The 19940-nt window shown below is 38.6% G+C and carries 21 protein-coding genes; 20 read left to right on the top strand and 1 reads right to left on the bottom strand.

From position 1 onward, the window contains the following. Positions 1-351: 351 nt before the first annotated feature. From SRA_RS09365 to SRA_RS10370, 11 genes are all read left to right on the top strand, one after another. A complete protein-coding gene (locus tag SRA_RS09365) occupies positions 352-1197 on the top strand; it encodes an ABC transporter ATP-binding protein (RefSeq protein ID WP_003090229.1) in 846 nt (281 codons plus the stop codon). Further along, positions 1190-1903 carry an ABC transporter permease gene (locus tag SRA_RS09360; RefSeq protein ID WP_003090228.1) on the top strand — a complete coding sequence of 238 codons (714 nt, stop codon included), beginning with the start codon at positions 1190-1192 and terminating at the stop codon, positions 1901-1903. The genes SRA_RS09365 and SRA_RS09360 overlap by 8 nt, the downstream gene beginning before the upstream one ends. A 235-nt stretch (positions 1904-2138) precedes the next feature. Next, entirely contained in the window at positions 2139-3293 is a 1155-nt protein-coding gene (locus SRA_RS09355; protein WP_003090226.1) for a hypothetical protein, read from the top strand. Beyond that, positions 3286-4026 carry a methyltransferase domain-containing protein gene (locus SRA_RS09350; RefSeq protein ID WP_003090224.1) on the top strand — a complete coding sequence of 247 codons (741 nt, stop codon included), beginning with the start codon at positions 3286-3288 and terminating at the stop codon, positions 4024-4026. The genes SRA_RS09355 and SRA_RS09350 overlap by 8 nt, the downstream gene beginning before the upstream one ends. Next, entirely contained in the window at positions 4016-4723 is a 708-nt protein-coding gene (locus SRA_RS09345; RefSeq protein WP_003090222.1) for an SDR family NAD(P)-dependent oxidoreductase, read from the top strand. Before SRA_RS09350 ends, SRA_RS09345 begins: the two co-directional genes overlap by 11 nt. Positions 4724-4733: 10 nt before the next feature. After that, positions 4734-5642: a hypothetical protein gene (locus tag SRA_RS09340; protein WP_003090220.1), complete on the top strand. Its 909-nt coding sequence runs from the start codon at positions 4734-4736 to the stop codon at positions 5640-5642. Between the two features lie 22 nt (positions 5643-5664). Beyond that, positions 5665-6903 (top strand): aminotransferase class III-fold pyridoxal phosphate-dependent enzyme, encoded by a 1239-nt coding sequence (locus SRA_RS09335; protein WP_003090218.1) that lies wholly within the window; start codon positions 5665-5667, stop codon positions 6901-6903. Between the two features lie 165 nt (positions 6904-7068). Further along, entirely contained in the window at positions 7069-7221 is a 153-nt protein-coding gene (locus SRA_RS10255; protein WP_155960967.1) for a hypothetical protein, read from the top strand. 31 nt (positions 7222-7252) lie between these two features. Continuing rightward, positions 7253-7393: a hypothetical protein gene (locus SRA_RS10375; RefSeq protein ID WP_003090213.1), complete on the top strand. Its 141-nt coding sequence runs from the start codon at positions 7253-7255 to the stop codon at positions 7391-7393. Positions 7394-7403: 10 nt separating this feature from the next. Beyond that, complete coding sequence (locus tag SRA_RS09330; RefSeq protein ID WP_003090211.1) at positions 7404-7595, top strand: hypothetical protein; 192 nt, start codon at positions 7404-7406, stop codon at positions 7593-7595. After that, positions 7592-7738 carry a hypothetical protein gene (locus SRA_RS10370; protein ID WP_003090209.1) on the top strand — a complete coding sequence of 49 codons (147 nt, stop codon included), beginning with the start codon at positions 7592-7594 and terminating at the stop codon, positions 7736-7738. The genes SRA_RS09330 and SRA_RS10370 overlap by 4 nt, the downstream gene beginning before the upstream one ends. Positions 7739-8707: 969 nt before the next feature. Here SRA_RS10370 and SRA_RS09325 read toward each other — a convergent pair. Beyond that, the gene (locus tag SRA_RS09325) at positions 8708-9610 is read right to left on the bottom strand and encodes a helix-turn-helix transcriptional regulator (RefSeq protein WP_003090206.1); all 903 of its coding nucleotides are present in this window, start codon (positions 9608-9610) and stop codon (positions 8708-8710) included. A gap of 325 nt (positions 9611-9935) precedes the next feature. Here SRA_RS09325 and SRA_RS09320 point away from each other — a divergent pair, with 325 nt between their 5' ends. From SRA_RS09320 to sufB, 9 genes are all read left to right on the top strand, one after another. Then, entirely contained in the window at positions 9936-11828 is a 1893-nt protein-coding gene (locus SRA_RS09320; protein WP_003090205.1) for a DUF2207 domain-containing protein, read from the top strand. A gap of 50 nt (positions 11829-11878) precedes the next feature. Continuing rightward, complete coding sequence (locus SRA_RS09315; RefSeq protein WP_003090201.1) at positions 11879-12724, top strand: undecaprenyl-diphosphate phosphatase; 846 nt, start codon at positions 11879-11881, stop codon at positions 12722-12724. Positions 12725-12815: 91 nt separating this feature from the next. Beyond that, entirely contained in the window at positions 12816-13532 is a 717-nt protein-coding gene (mecA, locus tag SRA_RS09310; RefSeq protein WP_003090200.1) for an adaptor protein MecA, read from the top strand. Positions 13533-13537: 5 nt separating this feature from the next. After that, the gene (locus SRA_RS09305) at positions 13538-14698 is read left to right on the top strand and encodes a glycosyltransferase family 4 protein (RefSeq protein ID WP_003090195.1); all 1161 of its coding nucleotides are present in this window, start codon (positions 13538-13540) and stop codon (positions 14696-14698) included. A 74-nt stretch (positions 14699-14772) separates the two neighbouring features. Next, positions 14773-15543, top strand: a complete 771-nt coding sequence (gene sufC, locus SRA_RS09300) for a Fe-S cluster assembly ATPase SufC (RefSeq protein ID WP_003090193.1) — start codon at positions 14773-14775, stop codon at positions 15541-15543. A gap of 36 nt (positions 15544-15579) precedes the next feature. Next, positions 15580-16842, top strand: coding sequence for a Fe-S cluster assembly protein SufD (gene sufD, locus SRA_RS09295; RefSeq protein WP_003090192.1), 1263 nt, complete (start codon positions 15580-15582; stop codon positions 16840-16842). 1 nt (position 16843) lies between these two features. Next, entirely contained in the window at positions 16844-18076 is a 1233-nt protein-coding gene (locus tag SRA_RS09290) for a cysteine desulfurase (RefSeq protein WP_003090191.1), read from the top strand. Next, positions 18063-18506 carry a Fe-S cluster assembly sulfur transfer protein SufU gene (gene sufU / locus SRA_RS09285; RefSeq protein WP_003090190.1) on the top strand — a complete coding sequence of 148 codons (444 nt, stop codon included), beginning with the start codon at positions 18063-18065 and terminating at the stop codon, positions 18504-18506. Before SRA_RS09290 ends, sufU begins: the two co-directional genes overlap by 14 nt. A gap of 14 nt (positions 18507-18520) precedes the next feature. Beyond that, positions 18521-19936: a Fe-S cluster assembly protein SufB gene (sufB, locus tag SRA_RS09280; RefSeq protein WP_003090189.1), complete on the top strand. Its 1416-nt coding sequence runs from the start codon at positions 18521-18523 to the stop codon at positions 19934-19936. The last annotated feature ends 4 nt before the right edge of the window (positions 19937-19940 follow it).

Here is a 19940-nt window from a genome sequence, read left to right as displayed (position 1 = left end):
AATTTTTCCTCTATCATTTTACAGGAAAAAGAGCAGCATTTCAATATCAGTATCTGAATATCCCATACATTCCAATCAAAAAGTTTTAGTTACAATGGTTGATCTGATGATAAAACAAATGAATTCATCAGCCTAAAAGCTTTCCGTACCGCTGTGGGAGCAAACACAGTAAGCCTCAATATATTTATCGGCAAGGCATGTTGGCGGTGCTGGGATAAAATTTCATCAGGGAGCCTCTAAAGCGAATCACTAAATTTTTACAGCGATATCAAAGTCACCTGACACTGATGTCGTTTTCTTTTTGTTTTTTATCCCTTATAATAGCACCATACTGATAAGAAAGGAAAATATATGAATACTCCAGTGATTGTCGCCCAAGATATTAGAAAAACTTTTAACAAAACCGTTGCCCTTGATGCTATTAGTTTTTCGATTGATAAGGGTCAGATTTTTGGATTTCTTGGACCTTCGGGTTCGGGAAAAACCACAACCATTAATATTTTAACCGGACAGCTAACAGCAGACAGTGGCAGATCCTCTATTTTGGGAGAAGATTCCCATGAACTAACGAACCAAGAATTGCAGAAAATTGGTTTAGTCAGCGATACTAGTGGTTTTTATGAAAAAATGTCCCTTTATAACAACCTGCTTTTTTATGCTAAATATTATGGGATAGATAGAGCTGCTATTGACAACCTTCTCAAGCGGGTCGGTCTCTATGACAGCCGCAAGACAGTGGCCGAAAAACTCTCAACAGGTATGAAACAGCGCATGCTTTTAGCTCGTGCACTCATTAACAGCCCCCAAGTTTTATTTCTTGATGAGCCAACCTCAGGTCTTGACCCAGCCACTTCTCAGGCTATTCATGAATTGATTTTAGAACTGAAAAAATCTGGAACAACGATCTTTTTGACCACCCATGATATGAACGAAGCGACCCTGCTTTGCGATAAACTAGCTTTGCTTAATGATGGTCGGCTGGTTGAACAGGGCAGTCCCAAAGATTTAATCCAGAAATACAATCAAGACAAACGGGTGAAACTGGGCTATCAAGACGGCTCTGAAAGAACTTTAACTTTTGCTGAACTAGGTCAAGTGATGATTGATGACAGTGAAAAAATAATCGCTGTGCATTCTTGCGAACCGACATTAGAAGATATTTTTATTCAATTAACAGGAGGCAAACTCAATGTTTAGACAATTTATGGCCCTTCTTTGGCTGCGCTGTCAGATTATTCTATCTAATAAGAGCGTTCTCTTACAAGTGCTTATGCCTGCGGCCTTGATTTACCTTTATCGTTTTATGATAGACAGTCAGTCTGGGCCAAAAGACCAGATGGCTCTTGTTTATTTGATGATCTGCCTTCCCTTTGCCATAGTTTTGGCTGTAGGCAGTCCGATTTTGACTATTTTGGCAGAGGAAAAAGAAAAGAACAACCTCAAAACGCTGCTGCTCAGTGGTGTTAATACTAGTGAGTACCTCTTATCAACACTGGCTGCTCCAGCAGTTTTATCAGCAATCTACCTGATAATCGCTCCGCTTATTTTGGACGTGCCGATTGATCATTTACCGAACTATTGTATTATTGGCAGCGCTACGGCTTTAGCAATCGTACTGCTCTATTTATTATTAGGGTTGCTTGTAAAATCACAGGTTATGGCTCAGGTCGTTACAGTTCCAACGATGCTAATTACAGCTTTCTTACCGATGCTCTCTAGTATGGATAAAACGGTTGCCAAGGTAACAGACTACAGCTTTATGGGCCTTTTTACCAAGTTTTTCACCAAATGGGAAGATTTTTCCTGGCACAGTGCCATCTTACAAACATCAAGTTTGATTGTCTGGATTCTGGTACTTTTAGTATTAATTGTCCTAGCAGCCAGACAGCAAAAGAAAAGTTAGGGAAGTAAGATATTGAAAGGAGGTGACGAGCATAATGATTGCTGGATCAAGTGTGGCCTTTGCAGCATGGTTTGTTAAGCTACTGGCTCATAAATAAATTAGTATTTATCTTATAACGCTAAAGAGGATTACTTTAGATTACAAGTCCTGCTTAGTAAGGGAAATTCACAATAAAATTTGTTCGAATTTTATTGTGACTCTTTCTTATTATGAGGAAGATAAAGCGGAGGAAAATATGATTGGATTAAATTTTGTCTTTGAAAAAGATGAGTTATTATATTCACTAAAATTATCAACCCAAATGGATAAAAAATATAGCTTAGATTATTTTGATTTTGATAATCAAAATTTTGAAGATTTTATTGATTACTTAGAATTCTTAGAATTTGATAAATATGTCTTTGTCACGCTTGATGGAAATAGCCGTTTAAAGCGTCTTGTCAACTATTTGAAAGACCAGCTTGATATGGAAATTGCAGTAATTGATGTTGAGAATCTTGATAGTTTACTTGAAGATTCAAAAATACAGGAAATTAAAGCCGAATTAAAAAACCATGATTTGTATCACAAACTAAGCTCTCTTAAGACAGAACAAGTCTTTCAAAATGGATTTCAAGCTTTTAAAACTGCTACCTATCCGAACTTGGCTAAAGGGTTATTAAAACATGCTTTTGTAGACGATTTGGGGACATTCATTTTAGAAAATCGTAATTTATTAAATCATTTTGCAATTAACAGTGCTGTCTACACAAATGATAATGACAAAGCTGTTAAAGAGCAGTCACCGATTATTATTAAATCTGTGTCAGATTTTGCGAATTTGAACTTTAAGATTTTGGATCGGAAATCTTTAGGAGAACTCTTTAATCAATTTGTAAATTCTGGACGGATAAGTCTGACAGATTATATCACCGATTATGGTGTATTGACAGGAACCGCTAAGCTAAATTCTCTATATTTCGTGAAGGGACAATTTTATTTAGATTCTCAAGAAAAAATTAGGCTTGGAAATTCAGGAGATAATTACCAGCAACTGCATAATCAAGCTAGTTTGCAATTATCAGAGAATAATAATTTAGTAATACAAGAGAATGTGAAATATTTATTGACAGTCTTGTTAGACATTACCTATGTGTATGGAGAAATGGATTTTATTACTCCATACAATAACTATCAAATTAAAGCAGTTGATTTACCATTTAACCAGTTGAAGTGGATTGCTTTTAAGAATGATAACTCACACTTTGCCTTTAATGTTAAAACCGGGCGTTTATTCAAAATTAATGCTCTAGTTACGCAATATTTGGAATATATCATTAAGAGTAAAGACAGTCATATTGACAATGAAGCAATGAGTCAAGTGAAGGAGATGCTGCAAGTTTATGGATAACTCATTAATTTTTAATAAACTGCAAAAAAGAGCAGAAGAACTAGACATCATTGAAAATCTTTATGAGGATAATATCTTTGCAAACTACTACCAATCAATTATCAATCAAGATGAACTGTTAGAAGATGATATTGATACTTATAAACAATTTTTTAATAAGTCGACGCCCGTTTTAGAGATTGGCAGTGGGACAGGCAGAATTTTTAACCCTTTATTTGAAGAAGGCTATAATATTTTTGGCTTAGAACCTGCAAAAGAAATGTCAGAGTATATTACGCCAAAGGGGCGCGGTAGGATTTACTCCCTTACCTTGCAAGAGATTGAAACTCTTCCACAAAAAAATATCGAAGTCATTATTATTCCAGCGACTACAGTCTCACTTTTTAGCCACAGAGATTTCTATGATTTTTTGAAGAAAATTAAAGAGACCCAGCCTCATATCAAGAGAATTGTATTCGACTTCTTGAAAGAAAGTTTCTTTGAATCTACAGCCGGCCTTATACAATCGAGTCAAGTAAATGGTGAAAAGTTTTACAATGTAAACTTTTTTGATTCGGCCAAAGAACGGATTATCTATAATTTAGTAAGTCCCAAGAAGTTAGGTGTTTCTGTCAAGTATTCCTATTCGTATGAAGTATTAGAAAAAATGTTTAGAGAATTAGGTCTTAGTATGAAACTGATTAAAGATTTAGATGGTTATGCCATGATAGAAGGAGTTTTTCATGAAGAATAATTTGCTTTTAATTGGTTCAGAAAGTCATATTTGTCAGGATTTTTTGAAAAATTATTCCAAGAATTTCGATCGGATTGTTGGAATTGATTTTCCTGAAAAATCCAGTCATTTAACAACTTACCTTTCTATTGATTTTCGACAAGATAGTTCTTTCGGAAAAATAGAAGCCTTTTTAAAGGAATTAGACCTAATCTTCCCCAATGTTGTGTTTACTTCTGGTATTAACTACATGAACGATACTTTTGGAGTGACGCTTCAGGATTGGAATAGTACATTTGATGTTAATGTAAAGGCGGCTCTCTTCTCTATGAAAGCCATTTACAGTCATCTGTCTGATGAAACTTCTATTGTTTTTATGGCTTCTCAAAATGGAGTTGTTGCTCACGAACAAAGAATAGATTATGGCCCTGCTAAAAGCGCTTTAATTCAATTGGCCAAAAATCTGTCAGTTGATTACGCCAAAATAGAAGATAAGGACATCAGGGTAAATACCATCTCGCCCTCTTATATCATCAATGACAGCAATAGAGAACTCTTGTCTTCAAATTTTGGGAAACGCTTGTTAACAAAAATCCCTTATAAGAAATTTGTGACTGCTGAAGATGTTAGCCGGACAATATTTTTTCTTCTAAGCGAAAATAGCAGAGCTATGCGTGGACAAAATCTCATTTTGGACTATGGCTATACTATTGTTTAGGAGGTAGATAATGAATCTAACAATTAAAGAATACAAAGATATTCAGTATCAAATCAACGATAATAGAAGATGGCTATATAATGTTCGAAATGATCGTATGATTACATCTAACCATCATTTGGAAAATTATTTGAAAGATGTTGAAGAGCCTGATAACCCTCTATATAATTTTTATACCTCTCCTTATAAGAGAGGGAAATTGACTAATTTTCACTTGATTAGACTAATTTTAGATAGCTCTAAGATTAATGCCTTCTATAAAATTTCTTTATTTTTAAATAAATGGTATTTAACGCTCTTGATGTTAGTAAGCAGCTTTACCTTGCTCCCCATTACAGCAACGGCTGCTTCTGTTGATTTAAGGGATTTTTCGCTAGAGCACTTTTCGGTTTGGGATATGGCAGCAATTTATTTTGTGACCACTGTGGTAATTCTCCCCTTACACGAGTATGCTCATTTCTCGGTTTATTATAAGTATTTGAAACCATCTAAAGTTACTTTTGGATTCTCTTTGAGATATTTTTCCATGCCTGTCTTTTTTATTAAAGTTCCCTTTTATAAAATCTTGAAAGGCGGAAAAAGGAATGAGTTGGTTTTAGCTGGTGTGAAGTTTCAAGTTGCCATTTGGTTTTTCTTAACCTTGATAGATCTGCTGTACCCATCCAGCTTCCTATTTGGATTAATCATTGTTAATCTAGGACTTATTATCACCAACTTATTACCGTTTTTAAAATTAGATGGCTATTGGTATCTTAGCAATTTACTCGGAGTAGATGATTACATGTCTTATTTCAAGGGTATGTTTTCACAGAATAAAAAATTTAGATTAGATATATTTTTATTAGGTATCGTAAATTTTTTGATGATAATTCTTTCCATTAGTAGTTTTATTTATAATTTGCTTGGTTATTTTATTTAGAAGATTGGAAGTGAGGAGAAAAATGAAACATTATGCTCTGCTAAATGGTGCTTATGGCAATGAAACTATGTATGATTTTAAGCCAGTCAAAGCGGATAGCACCTATTTATATGATAGTCAAAACAGGAAGTATCTTGATTTAAGAAGCGGTTTATGGAATACTTCGCTCGGCTATATTGATTCTCTGTATCAACGGGTTTCCAAGCGATTTGATCAAGTGTTAAGTGAAAAGCTCCCCTATCTTGATATCCATTCTTTTCAGCATAATATTTATGATGAGGTGGCTCAAAAAATCTTAGAACTAACAGGACAGGATTTTAAGCGAGTTCTTTATACGAATTCTGGTTCAGAAAATACAGAACTGGCTTTAAAAATTGCTGATTATACCAATAAGAAAGGACAACAAAACCGCATCCTAGCTTTCAAAGATTCCTATCATGGCACTTTTTTTGGAGGTATATCAGTGAGTGGTATCGATCAAGGTATCAATAGTTCCTTCTATCCGAAATATGGAGAAGTGACTTTTATAGACTATCCCAAATCTGTAACAGAAGAAAAGGATACTCTAGACTATATTGCAAAAGTGGCCTCCTCTTATGATGTCATGATGATTGAACCGATTTTGGCTTCGGCAGGTGTCTACTTTGCTAGTACAGAGTTTTTCAATGCACTTTTAAAACTGCTGAGAGAAAATCAAGTCCTGATAGTCTTTGATGAAGTTGCTACTGGATTCTTTAAAACAGGGACACCATTCTATTTCCAACAGTTATCTGAAAGCCCTGATGTTTTATGTCTCAGTAAAGCTATTAATAATGGTATTGTTCCTTTTGGCTGTGTCTGTGTTAATAAAGAGGTTGATGGAAAGTTGCAGCAAAATCCGAGAGTTATGGAGCATTTCTCAACTCAAAATGGAAATCTTCTAGGATTAGAGTCAGCTAACATTGTTCTGGATTATTATATTAAGTCTAGGCAGGTCATAGAAAGAAAGATAAAAGATATTTCTGATGAAATTTCAAACATTTTGGATTCACGAAATTTGTCCTATCGCAATAAAGGAATTATGACTGCGGTTAGGACGGAAAGCAACCAATCACTCCCGATTATGAAGTCATTAGAAAAGCTTGGTATATTAACCTATCTTTACATTAACGAAGCAGAAGAGGGACTGTCTATTATGCCGCAGATTAATATTAATCTGAGTGTTTTAGAAAAAGCTCTTAAACTGATTTCTAAAAAAATTGAAAGTCAAACTTCTTTTTAAGTTCGGTTTTTATTGAAAGGAGGTGAGATTGTGCAAAAAGAAAATGATACAGAATTACAGATTTTTGAAGAAGTTACTGTGGAGGAATTAAACACTAACTTTGGGAAATTAATTTGGAAAGCATTGCTGCAACCGGTTATTCTATAAGCTGGTGAAATGCTCAATATGATTTTGAAAGGGGGTGATAGAATGGAAGAAAAAGCTTTTCAATATGTAGAATTTGAGGAAATTAGTTCTGAGGAGTTCAATGGTATCAGTGTAGGCCAAGTTGCTGCTTTTGGTGCCGGTGTTGCCGTAGGCGCTTTGGTTATTACCTGATTAAATGATGTAAAATGAAAGGAAAACGAAAATGAAGGAACATAATGAAACGAAAATGACTGCCGTACAGTTTGAGGAAATTAATTCAGAAGAATTAAATGGAGATGGCTGGTTTATTGCTGGTGCTGTTACAGGTGCTGGTGCTGTTGTAGGTGTGGCTATTCTCACCTAAAGGAGTCTGTATGATTAATAGCGAACCCAAAAATTATTTTGAATCAATTTTATTATTAACTGCGGCAACAATCTTAATGATAGAAACCAAACATTTACTTGTAGCCGCTGTAATGCTAGTATTAACCCTACTACTATCAATTTTAGGAAGAAAAAAAGTAGTATCAAAAAGCTCAAGAACAAATAATAAGGAGAAACAATGAATAATTTAGATATCTCAACAACAGAATTTCAAGCAGAGACAATGTTTGAAGAACTTAACTCTGTAGAACTCAATGGCGCTGCTAGAGATTTTATTTTGGGAGCAGCAGCAGGAGCAACAATTGCTGGTGCAATCATAACCTAGTTATTGGTTATATAGCTACTTAGTAGATGATAGATTTTTAGATAAAAGAATTTTAATCCTAAACTATCACCTTGATTATTAATATAAAACAAAAGATAAATGAAGAAATAATTAAAGATATGGTTAACTTCATTTATCTTTTTTCTTATGCCGACATCTTATTCAAAACTCTTTTTCTTGTTGGTGGTATTGCTAATTCTCTTTTATTTTTATTTTATATAACAGTGAAGCTCATTTATCTTTATTCTTAATCCTTGAGAAGTAAGGGAGTTGATTCTTTTTTTGCATTAGAAATTCAGAGAGCTAGCAACATTTAGACAAGGCTTATCTAAGTGATGATACTCTGCTTGAAAGCTTTATATTGGAATTAAAGTTTTTTGAGGAGAAAAGAAAGATAAAACAGGATAGAGTTTAGATAAGCCTGTGTTTAAAAGCGGATAAATAATGATGAGTCAGTCTATCTTTCAATTCGTTTAAATTTACGGTTTCTAAACTGTTTTACAAGACTCTCTAATGAGTGCCTAATTGCTTATTATGATAAATCCTATGTTTTTTCATAATCAAAAAACTCCATAATATCCGCAACAGGTGCACTCACCTACTGCAGATATTACAGAGCTAATTAGCATAATTATTGGGAATTATCAAGCTGAATAAAACCCATATAAGTTGTTCCTAATCAATATTAATTATTAGTATATTGCCATTACTAAAAGAGTAAGAGTTGTTAAAACTTCAAAGATTTTTTTCAAGTTCATTTGATAAAGACTTCCTTTCATTTGATAAGTCTATTCTACTCCATATTCCTCAAAGCAGCAACGACATTGGTGTCACCTCTTGTAAAAAAGTGATGATACCTAAACTACTAAAAATGAATCATCTTTTTAGACTAGTAATTTTACCCCACTGCTTTGAGAATACAGAAGCTAAAGATATTTGTTGTAACTAAAAGCTTAATAGTGTCTCCTGCTAGTCTATCCCATCATTTGCCATCTCCATCTTGACATCTGCAATGATAATAGAGTCGCCTAAGATTTCTCCCATCACCAAGGCTTGCTGGTAGAGTTCCTTGGCTCTTTTCTTATCCTTGACGACTTTGATGTAGTATTTGGCTTCAAGTTCTAAAAGGGCTGGTTTATAAGTGAGAAGCTGAGCCTTATCAATAATCCGTTGAGCCTTCTCCAGCAAGGGAAGAAGATCCTGATAATCATCATGAAGGGCATAAACGCCAGTTGCCTCCATAACAGCAATCAAAAATTTAATATTATAAAGTTCATCTGCTGCCAACTCCTGTTTGAGCAATTTTTGCTCAAGCAGTTTGAAGGTTACCCGATCATAATCTGCTGTTTTTCCGCACTTCTGTAAAAAATAACTCATATAAAGATAATCATTAAGAGTAAATGTCTCTTTCTTGAGTACTTGCTCAAAGGCATCGTCGTAAATCTCCTCGATGTTAGGAATATCTTTCTCGTGGGAACTCTCTAGGATATTTTCTGAAAGATCCAAAAAGAGTAGCTCATCCTCAGGCAGGATATCAAAGTACTTGTCATAAATTTCTTCGATTAGCTCCTGCTTTTGCCGGAGTCTTTCTTTATCTCCGTAAGTGGGAAACTTAATAATCTGCCCCTTTAGTTTCCAGTAATCGTCAGGCAGTTGGATATCGCTGCCTTCCAGTAGATCAGCTATTTTAGTTCCTAAGCGATCAGCAATGAACTCTAATTTTTCCAGAGTCGGCAAAGACTGCCCGCCCTCAATCCGCTGAAGCTGTCGAATGGTCAGCTTTGTTTCGTCTCCGCACAAAAGGCTTTGTGTCAGTTGCTGTTGATTTCTTTTGTCTTTAATCCGCTGTCCCAAATCTTCTTTTATTGTCATGATGGTCTCCCCTAGTCTTTTTGTATGTTCATTATACCGTTCTCCCCTAGATTGTGCAATATTATGAAAGGGACAATTTGATGACGATTCTACTCTTCAAAAATCAAAACTATAGGTTCTTGCCTTCACTTTGCCCCACCCTAGTACAGCTTCTGAAATACAGTTACTAGCGCCTAATGGAGAAGGTGCTATTCTTTTTTGAAAGTAAATCTGTTCACGATAGCCTTGCTTCTGTCATGCTGGATAATATAATGAATAGATACAAGGTTTATCTTTAGACGGTTTTTATGATAAAATAGGGAAAAGGATTTTTTGGAGATTAGTAATGAAAAAAATACTGTTCTTTTTGATGATCTGCTGTAGTTTAATGACAACAAGCTTTGTGTCAGCTGACGATGTCGATTACAGCATCCGCCTTTATATAGGGAATCTGACTATCAACAGAAATAATACGGCGGAATTCCAGCAGAACATTGTTTACGATTTTGATTCCGACTATAGGGGGCAGTATGTTACTCTAGGTATGGCAGGCAATGTTCCTAAAGGCTTTAAAATAGACCGTCACCCTGCTGTCATTGCTTATAAAATGGATAAAAAAGGAAGGCTCCATAAGCGCTCAGTAAGTACAGCGATTGAAAAGTTATCGGATGGCTACCGTGTGAAAGTTTATAACGGCGGGAACAGCGGCGATCGGATTGTTTTATCTTTGAATTGGAAACTTCAAAAGATAACAAGTGTCTATTCAGATATTGCAGAGCTCAACTGGGTTCCAATCAGTGATTGGGATGCTGCTTTGGATAAGGTTATTCTGACAGTTAAGGGACCGGGAGCTGAGCTAAAGGGCAGCAAGCTTTATGCTCATACTGGTTATTTTAAGGCTCAGCCAAAAATCAGCCGTAAAAATAATCTTTATAAAATAACTCTCGATCATTTAGGCCAGGGTAAACAGCTGGAACTGCACGCTTACTGGCCAAGTTCTGACTTTTCTCTTGAAACTGCCAACTCGGACAAAAGGTTAGCACAGTTTCAGGCTGTCGAAAAGGACATTGCCCGTAATCAGAAATTTTATCCCTTCCTTGTTGGCAAATTATTGCCGCTAGTAGCTGCTTTTTTGCTGGTGCTGTCTGGTCTTTGTTATTTGGTCTGGAAAGGTATGCTAGGACAAAAAAAGGTTTCCAGACATATGCACCTGTTCAGTCCGCCGACAGACCTTTCGCCCTTGCTCTTAGCCCGCTATGTTTATGATTTAGAAATTAGGGAAGTCTCACCCTTAAAAGGTAAGAGACGCCGTTATGATCTGGGCTTTAAGGAGCTGGTTCAGGCTGGTCTTTTGGATTTAATTGATCAAAAAAAGCTTAAAATTTCCGATAATCATAAGCGTTTTACGGTTTCTAATGTCAATAAGCTGGAGCCATATGAGCAGGCATTTCTGACCTTTGTCTATGGAAAAGGCGAAATGTCAATTGACGATGCCTTTGCGGACTATAAAATAGATAAAAAAATGTTCAAAAAGAGTAGCGAAACAGTAATCCGTCAAAAGGGTAAAAAAATCCTTGATTTGTTTGAGAAGCGTGTTCAAAACTTAGACAATCGGATCGCAGAGGCAGTTGAAAAATTAGGATTAGAAATAATTCACCGTAAGCAAAGGGCACAAGAGAAGTTTTTCCTGAGCGCAGTTTATTTGTTTGCGGCCCTTGCCTTATTGCTGTCTTTAGCTGTAGGCATCTTTAGCCTGTTTAAGGGCTACTGGTTTGGCTTAGGGACAAATGCTCTTATACTTGTCTTGTCAGCTGTTTTTCTCATTTTTTATTATCTCAAAGCTGATTATTATAAAGTATCCGGTCTGCTGACACAGGAAGGTCTTATGGTCAGACAGGGCTGGGATGCTTTTAAAAATATGATTCGCGATGTGAAGACATTCAATGATGTTGACTTAGCAGGTGTTGTCGTTTGGAACCGGATTTTGGTTTACGCTACTTTATACGGCTATGCAGAACGGGTTCAAGATTATTTAAAGCTCAAGAATATCAGCCTAGACAACGCACAAATGAATGACTATTTAGAAACCAATACCAATTATTATGTGGGAATGTCAACTACCCACTTATCATCCTATACTTCAACCGCCCAGAGTGCTTCTAACTTTTCGGTATCATCTGGCGGTTCAGGCGGCGGCTTCTCCGGCGGAGGCGGAGGTGGCGGGGGCGGTGCCTTTTAACTCGCAGAATGTCGCCGTTAAGCTGCTCAAAGTAAATAAAAGGAGACTATATGTTATTAATTGAAATCATTAAGGCCATTATTTTCGGAATAGTGGAAGGAATCACGGAATGGCTGCCTATTTCAAGTACCGGGCATTTGATTCTGGTAGAAGAATTTATTAAATTTAAGGATGCCAATGCTCCTTTTACCAACATGTTTAATGTGGTCATCCAGCTTGGAGCCATTTTGGCCGTTGTCGTTATTTATTTTGATCGGCTGAATCCCTTTAAAAAAGGGAAGACAGTGCGGGAGGTGCAGCTGACTTGGCAGCTTTGGCTTAAGGTTATCATTGCTGCATTACCGGCTGCTATTATCGGTCTGAAAATAAATGATTGGCTGGATGCACATTTTCAAAACTTTTTCACTGTAGCTCTGATGCTGATTATCTACGGTGTGGCTTTTATTTATGTGGAAAAGCGCCATGAAAATATTGAGCCGGTCATTACGCGCTTGGCTGATATGCCCTATAAGACAGCTATCTATATCGGATTGTTTCAGGTTCTGTCACTCATTCCGGGAACTAGCCGTTCAGGAGCAACTATTTTGGGCGGCATCTTGGTAGGAACTAGCCGTGAAGTTGCAACAGAATTTACTTTTTTCCTGGGAATTCCCATCATGTTTGGTGCCAGTCTGTACAAGATTTTCAAATTCATTAAATCAGGCACTGTTTTAATGGGCAGCCAGCTTCTTATTCTGCTGGTTGCCATGCTGGTTGCTTTTGTGGTCAGCCTGTATGTCATCCGCTTCCTGACAGATTATGTGAAGAATCATGACTTCACTTTCTTTGGAAAATACCGTATTGGTCTGGGGACTCTCTTGATCATGTATGGTCTGATTACAGCCGTTTTTGGTTAAGCTAGCTGCTTTTGCTGTTTTTCTTCTCCAAAATTGAAAAAAATAGGCTTTTCTTGTATAATGAAATAACTACTCGCATGAGGTAAAGACTATGGAAATGAAACAAATCAGCGAAACAACACTAAAAATCACCATCAGTATGGAAGATTTAGAAGAAAGAGGCATGGAATTAAAGGATTTCTTAATTCCACAGGAAAAAACAGAAGAATTTTTCTATACTGTTATGGATGAATTAGATCTGCCTGAGAATTTTAAAGACAGCGGCATGCTGAGCTTTCGCGTCACACCGAGAAATGATCGGATCGATGTTTTTGTGACCAAATCAGAAATCAACAAGAACCTTAATCTGGAGGACTTGTCTGACTTTGATGATATCTCAAAAATGTCTCCTGAGGATTTCTTCAAAACTTTGGAAGAGACTATGAGAGAAAAAGGCGATACGGCAGCTTTAGATAAACTGGCTGAAGCAGAGAAAAAGGAAGAGGAAGCCCAAAAACAAAATGAAGAGAGCGAGCAGCCAGACTATATTCACTTTGTTCTTGATTTTCCAAGCCTAAAAGAAGCGGTCAGCTTTGCTAAGACGGTTGATTATGAGGTGGAAGCATCAGAACTTTTTAAGGAAGCTGATGCCTATCATATGACGATTCTTCTCAGCCTTGAAAATAAGCCGGATTATTATGCTGATCTTATGTTTGCCAGAATGTTAGAACACGCTGGCAAAGGGACTAAGACACGGGCTTACCTTTTAGAGCACGGCGTTCAGCTGATCATGTCAGATGCTCTGCAAGAATTGCAAATGATTGGATGATATAGATGATACCAATTACATTGAAATTTGTTCTTGTTTTGATTGCAACTCTTTTGATGTCTCTCATTTTGACACCCTTGGTCAGATTTTTCGTTTTCAGAGTCGGTGCGGTTGACAATCCTAATGCCAGACGGATTAACAAGGTTCCCATGCCCAGCGCCGGCGGGCTGGCTATTGTCATTTCCTTTACCATCTCTGCGCTGGTGCTGATGCCCATGATTTTAAAAACGCAGATTTGGGGTCAGTCTTATTTTGAATACATCCTGCCAGTTGTTATTGGTGGTTTGGTGGTCATGCTGACTGGCTTTCTGGATGACGTCTATGAGCTGTCTCCCAAGGCGAAATTTCTGGGGATTCTGATTGGGGCAGTTGTTATATGGAGTTTTACGGACTTCCGTTTTGACAGTTTTAAGATTCCTTTTGGCGGCCCCATGCTGCACTTCAATCCTTTTTTAAGCTTCTTTCTGACTATTTTATGGATAGTGGCTATCACCAATGCTGTTAACCTAATTGATGGTTTAGATGGTTTAGTCAGCGGGGTTTCCATTATCAGTCTGACAACTATGGGCTTGGTATCGTATTTTTTCCTTTACGATTCCGATATCTTTTTAACTCTTACCATTTTTGTTTTGATTTTTGCTATTGCTGGTTTTTTCCCTTACAATTATCACCCCGCAATCATTTATCTGGGGGATACGGGTGCTCTCTTTATTGGCTTTATGATTTCAGTGTTGTCACTCCAAGGACTAAAAAATGCCACTGCGGTTGCTGTGGTGACGCCGATTATTGTTCTGGGAGTGCCAATTGTTGATACGGCGGTTGCTATTATTAGACGAACTTTGTCAGGTAAAAAGTTTTATGAGGCAGATAATATGCACCTGCATCATAGGCTGCTGGCTATGGGCTTTACGCACCGCGGGGCTGTCTTAGTTGTTTATGGCATTGCCATGTTCTTTTCCTTTGTTTCTCTGCTCTTAAATATCTCCAGCCGCTTAGGGGGGATCCTGCTCATGCTGGGAGTCGGCTTTGCTTTAGAGGTCTTCATTGAAGGCTTAGAGATTTGGGGACCCAAAAGAACGCCTCTGTTTAAGCTTCTAGCTTTTATCGGAAACAGCGATTACCGTCAGGCAGTGGTTGCCAAGCACCGTCAAAAAAAGAAAAAATAATTTGTGAACGCGAGAAAAGTCCAATCGGACTTTTTTTGTTATAATGAGTACTGATAAGATGAAAGGAGTGTACTATGTCTGTACTAGAGATAAAAGATCTTCATGTGTCTATTGAAGATAAAGAAATTTTGAAGGGAGTTAATCTGACGCTTAAAACCGGTGAGATTGCGGCTGTCATGGGACCCAATGGGACAGGGAAATCAACCCTTTCAGCAGCCATCATGGGAAATCCTGTTTTTGAAGTAACCCAAGGAGAGGTGCTTTTGGATGGTGAAAATATTTTAGAGATGGACGTTGATGAACGTGCGCGTTTAGGTCTTTTTCTTGCCATGCAGTACCCATCTGAAATTCCAGGAATCACCAATGCTGAGTTTATCCGCGCAGCCATGAACGCTGGCAGAGAAGATGATGATAAGGTCTCTGTCCGTGACTTCATTACAAAATTAGACGAAAAAATGGAACTCCTCGGTATGAAAGAGGAAATGGCTGAACGTTACCTTAATGAAGGCTTCTCAGGCGGTGAAAAAAAGCGGAATGAAATTTTGCAGCTGCTTATGCTGGAACCTAAGTTTGCCCTTCTTGATGAAATTGACTCTGGTCTTGATATTGATGCACTTAAAGTTGTGTCTAAGGGTGTTAATGCCATGCGCGGTGAAAATTTTGGCGCTATGATTATCACTCACTATCAGCGTCTGCTGAACTACATCACACCTGATGTTGTTCATGTTATGATGGACGGACGTGTTGTACTATCAGGCGGAGCAGAGCTTGCAGTTCGCTTGGAAAAAGAAGGTTATGCCAAAATAGCCGAAGAGCTTGGTCTTGAATACAGCGAAGAAGTCTAATTTGTAACTTCTGATAAGAAAGAAAGGGAGTAACAAATGACCAAAGAATCGATTTTAAATTTTTCACAGTCAAAGGCAGAGCCCCAATGGCTGCAAGAAAAACGTCAGGCGGCCTTTGATAAAATGGATAGCTTAGAGCTGCCAAAGATTGAACGTGTTAAGTTTCAGCGCTGGAATCTGGGGGATGGCACTATTTCAGAAAGTCCAGTTTCTGCAGATGTCCCTGATTTTACTGCTTTAGGAGACAATCCTAAACTTGTTCAGGTTGGCACTCAGACAGTCTTAGAAAGCCTGCCCGCAGAGCTTGCTGAACAGGGCGTGGTTTTCACAGACTTTTATTCAGCCTTAGAAGAAATTCCGCAGGTTGTTGAGAAATATTTTGCAACGGCTCTCAGATTTGATGAGGATAAACTGGCAGCCTATCAAACAGCTTATTTTAACAGCGGAGCTGTTCTCTATGTGCCTGATAATGTTGAAGTGGATTTGCCGATTGAAGGTATTTTTCTGCAGGACAGCACAAGCACTGTTCCTTTCAATAAGCATATTTTACTTATCGCCGGCTGCAATGCTAAGGTTAGTTACTTGGAGCGCCTTGAAACGATTGGCGATGGCGAGGTTAAGGCAACCGCCAATATTGCGGTTGAAGTTATCGCACAGGCAGGCAGCCAAGTGAAATTCGCTGCTATTGATCGTTTGGGTGAAAATCTGACAGCTTATATCAGCCGCCGCGGCCGTCTTGATAATGATGCCAGCATTGACTGGGCGCTTGGTGTCATGAACGAAGGCAATGTCATTGCTGATTTTGACAGTGATCTTATTGGAAACGGCAGCCATGCTGAACTCAAAGTAGTTGCCGCTTCAAGCGGCCGTCAGGTTCAAGGAATTGATACGCGGGTAACTAACTACGGTAATAATTCGGTCGGTCATATTCTCCAGCATGGAGTTATTCTGGAGCGCGGAACTCTCACCTTTAACGGTATCGGCCATATTATCAAAGGAGCCAAGGGAGCAGATGCCCAGCAGGAAAGCCGTGTTCTCATGCTGTCTGACAAGGCCAGAAGCGATGCCAATCCAATCTTGCTGATTGATGAAAATGAAGTGACAGCAGGTCACGCAGCTTCCATTGGACAGGTTGATCCAGAAGATATGTACTATCTGATGAGCCGCGGTATTGATAAAGAAACAGCAGAACGCCTAGTTATTCGCGGCTTCCTTGGAACGGTTATTACCGAAATTCCAATTAAGGCCGTCCGGGATGAAATGATTGCTGTTTTAGATGAAAAATTAGATAAGAGATAAAATGACGACTTTAGATATTCAAAAAATCAGACAAGATTTTCCCATTTTAAACCAGTATGTCAACGATGAGCCTCTAGTCTATTTGGATAATGCCGCAACAACTCAAAAGCCTGATCAGGTTTTGGCTTGTTTGAACAATTATTATCATCAGGACAATGCAAATGTGCACCGCGGTGTTCATACCTTGGCTGAACGAGCAACAGCAGACTATGAAGCGGCTCGTGAAAAAGCTCGTCGCTTCATCAATGCAAAATCGACTAAGGAAGTCCTTTTTACCAGAGGAACAACGACTGGTTTAAATTGGGTTGCTCATTTTGCAGAGGAAGTTTTGCAGCCAGAAGATGAAGTGCTCATTTCAATTATGGAGCATCATTCCAACCTGATTCCTTGGCAGGAAGCCTGTCGCAAAACTGGGGCCAAATTGATTTATGTCTATTTAAAAGATGGGCAGCTTGATTTAGCGGATTTTAAAAATAAAATATCTGCCAGAACCAAATTTGTAAGTCTGGCACATGTCTCTAATGTATTAGGCTGCATCAATCCTATCAAAGAAATAGCTCAGCTAACTCATCAGCACAATGCCTATATGGTCGTTGACGGTGCGCAGTCAGCGCCTCACATGCCTATTGATGTTCAGGATTTAGACTGTGATTTCTTTGCCTTTTCGGGGCATAAGATGCTGGGACCTACTGGTATCGGTGTTCTCTATGGTAAGGAAGACATTTTTAATCAAATGAGCCCCATCGAATTTGGCGGTGAGATGATTGATTTTGTTTATGAACAGGAAGCGACTTGGAAGGAACTGCCTTGGAAATTTGAAGCGGGGACACCCAATATTGCTGGAGCTATTGCCTTTGGCGCAGCTCTTGATTATCTGACAGAATTAGGGATGGATCAGGTACATGCCCATGAGCAGGAATTAGTTGACTATGTCTTACCTAAGTTACAGGCTATTGAAGGCTTAACGGTCTATGGTCCTGAAGATCCTACAAAGCATGTTGGAGTCATTGCTTTTAATCTTGACGGGCTCCATCCGCATGATGTAGCTACTGCGCTCGATTATGAAGGGGTCGCCGTTCGTGCTGGGCATCATTGTGCCCAGCCCTTGATTAATGCTTTAGGCATTCATTCAGCAGCACGTGCAAGTTTTTATATTTATAATACGAAAGAAGATTGCGATAAATTAATAGAAGCAATCATCAAAACAAAGGAGTTCTTTAATGGCACTCTCTAGATTAGACAGTCTTTATATGGCAGTTATTGGAGATCATTCCAAAAATCCCCATCACCATGGTTTTTTAGAAGGAGCAGAGCAGGTCAATCTTAATAATCCGACTTGCGGCGATGTGATTAGCTTATCTGTCAAATTTGACGGCGACCGAATTGCAGACATCGCTTTTGCAGGGGAAGGCTGTACCATCTCAACAGCCTCATCCAGTATGATGACGGATGCTGTTATCGGAAAGACCAAAGAAGAAGCCCTTGAGCTTGCGGATATTTTTTCTAAAATGGTTCAGGGAGAAAAAGACGAAAGACAAAAAGAGCTGGGAGACGCAGAATTTCTTGCCGGTGTTTCCAAATTTCCTCAGCGGATCAAATGCTCAACCTTGGCATGGAATGCCTTGAAAAAAGCCATTGAAAGACAGAAAACATTAGAGGAATAAGAAGAAAGGACATTATGCCCGAAAACGAACAAGTAAAACCAAAACCCATTGATTTAGGAGATTATCAGTTTGGCTTTCATGATGATGTTAAACCGATTGCATCAACTGGTAAGGGACCAACGCAAGAAGCAGTTCGCGAAATGTCTCGTATCAAAGGCGAACCGCAATGGATGCTGGATTTCCGCTTGAAATCTCTGGAAGCCTTTCATAAAATGCCTATGCAGGAATGGGGTCCGGATTTATCAAGGATTGATTTTGATGATATTATTTATTATCAAAAGCCAACAGATAAACCCGCCCGTTCTTGGGATGATGTGCCCGAAAAGATCAAGGATACTTTTGAGAAAATCGGCATTCCTGAGGCAGAGCGTGCCTTTTTAGCTGGTGCTTCTGCCCAGTATGAATCAGAAGTTGTTTATCATAATATGAAAGATGAGTACGATAAACTCGGCATTATCTTTACAGATACCGACTCAGCGCTTAAGGAATATCCAGAGCTCTTTAAAAAATATTTTGCTAAATTGGTGCCGCCGACTGATAATAAATTGGCAGCCTTAAATTCAGCCTTTTGGTCAGGCGGTACTTTTATCTACGTGCCAAAGGGCGTTAAGGTTGATATTCCTTTGCAAACCTACTTCCGTATCAATAATGAGGGAACGGGTCAGTTTGAGAGGACTTTGATTATTGTTGATGAGGGGGCCAGTGTTCACTATGTTGAGGGATGTACGGCACCGACTTATTCAACAGCCAGCCTTCATGCTGCCATTGTTGAAATTTTTGCCTTAGAAGGCAGCTATATGCGTTATTCAACGATTCAGAACTGGTCGGATAATGTTTACAATCTGGTTACTAAGCGGGCCAAAGCAGATACGAATGCGACAGTTGAATGGATTGACGGAAATCTCGGCGCTCATACAACCATGAAGTATCCTTCGGTTTATCTTGATGGAGAAGGAGCGCGCGGGACCATGCTGTCAATTGCTTTTGCCAATCACGGACAGCATCAGGATACAGGAGCTAAAATGATTCACAATGCTCCGCACACCTCGTCGTCTATTGTGTCAAAATCCATTGCCAAGGGCGGCGGCAAGGTGGACTACCGCGGACAAGTTACTTTTAATAAAGCTTCCAAGAAATCTGTCAGCCATATTGAATGTGATACCATTATCATGGACGATATTTCAGCATCTGATACAATTCCGTTCAATGAAATTCATAATTCTCAGGTTGCACTGGAGCATGAGGCCAAGGTTTCCAAGATTTCAGAAGAACAGCTTTACTATCTCATGAGCCGCGGCCTGACAGAATCAGAAGCTACTGAAATGATTGTCATGGGCTTTGTTGAGCCTTTCACCAAGGAACTTCCTATGGAGTATGCGGTAGAGCTCAACCGCCTCATTTCTTATGAGATGGAAGGTTCTGTCGGTTAATCAG

The sequence above is a fragment of the Streptococcus ratti FA-1 = DSM 20564 genome (assembly GCF_000286075.1).
Classification (GTDB): Bacteria; Bacillota; Bacilli; order Lactobacillales; family Streptococcaceae; genus Streptococcus; species Streptococcus ratti.
The sequence above is the reverse complement of the archived record's forward strand: the minus strand, read 5'-3'. Positions and strand labels throughout refer to the sequence as shown.

Bases quoted from the DNA above. Each gene is read 5' to 3' on its own strand.
- sufD (WP_003090192.1), top strand. From the start codon at position 15,580: ATGACCAAAGAATCGATTTTAAATTTTTCACAGTCAAAGGCAGAGCCC.
- sufC (WP_003090193.1), top strand. From the start codon at position 14,773: ATGTCTGTACTAGAGATAAAAGATCTTCATGTGTCTATTGAAGATAAA.
- sufB (WP_003090189.1), top strand. From the start codon at position 18,521: ATGCCCGAAAACGAACAAGTAAAACCAAAACCCATTGATTTAGGAGAT.
- SRA_RS09365 (WP_003090229.1), top strand. From the start codon at position 352: ATGAATACTCCAGTGATTGTCGCCCAAGATATTAGAAAAACTTTTAAC.
- SRA_RS10375 (WP_003090213.1), top strand. From the start codon at position 7,253: ATGAAGGAACATAATGAAACGAAAATGACTGCCGTACAGTTTGAGGAA.
- sufU (WP_003090190.1), top strand. From the start codon at position 18,063: ATGGCACTCTCTAGATTAGACAGTCTTTATATGGCAGTTATTGGAGAT.
- SRA_RS09350 (WP_003090224.1), top strand. From the start codon at position 3,286: ATGGATAACTCATTAATTTTTAATAAACTGCAAAAAAGAGCAGAAGAA.
- SRA_RS09330 (WP_003090211.1), top strand. From the start codon at position 7,404: ATGATTAATAGCGAACCCAAAAATTATTTTGAATCAATTTTATTATTA.
- SRA_RS09315 (WP_003090201.1), top strand. From the start codon at position 11,879: ATGTTATTAATTGAAATCATTAAGGCCATTATTTTCGGAATAGTGGAA.
- SRA_RS09290 (WP_003090191.1), top strand. From the start codon at position 16,844: ATGACGACTTTAGATATTCAAAAAATCAGACAAGATTTTCCCATTTTA.
- mecA (WP_003090200.1), top strand. From the start codon at position 12,816: ATGGAAATGAAACAAATCAGCGAAACAACACTAAAAATCACCATCAGT.
- SRA_RS10370 (WP_003090209.1), top strand. From the start codon at position 7,592: ATGAATAATTTAGATATCTCAACAACAGAATTTCAAGCAGAGACAATG.
- SRA_RS09320 (WP_003090205.1), top strand. From the start codon at position 9,936: ATGAAAAAAATACTGTTCTTTTTGATGATCTGCTGTAGTTTAATGACA.
- SRA_RS09360 (WP_003090228.1), top strand. From the start codon at position 1,190: ATGTTTAGACAATTTATGGCCCTTCTTTGGCTGCGCTGTCAGATTATT.
- SRA_RS09345 (WP_003090222.1), top strand. From the start codon at position 4,016: ATGAAGAATAATTTGCTTTTAATTGGTTCAGAAAGTCATATTTGTCAG.
- SRA_RS10255 (WP_155960967.1), top strand. From the start codon at position 7,069: ATGATTTTGAAAGGGGGTGATAGAATGGAAGAAAAAGCTTTTCAATAT.
- SRA_RS09325 (WP_003090206.1), bottom strand. From the start codon at position 9,610: ATGACAATAAAAGAAGATTTGGGACAGCGGATTAAAGACAAAAGAAAT.
- SRA_RS09335 (WP_003090218.1), top strand. From the start codon at position 5,665: ATGAAACATTATGCTCTGCTAAATGGTGCTTATGGCAATGAAACTATG.
- SRA_RS09355 (WP_003090226.1), top strand. From the start codon at position 2,139: ATGATTGGATTAAATTTTGTCTTTGAAAAAGATGAGTTATTATATTCA.
- SRA_RS09305 (WP_003090195.1), top strand. From the start codon at position 13,538: ATGATACCAATTACATTGAAATTTGTTCTTGTTTTGATTGCAACTCTT.
- SRA_RS09340 (WP_003090220.1), top strand. From the start codon at position 4,734: ATGAATCTAACAATTAAAGAATACAAAGATATTCAGTATCAAATCAAC.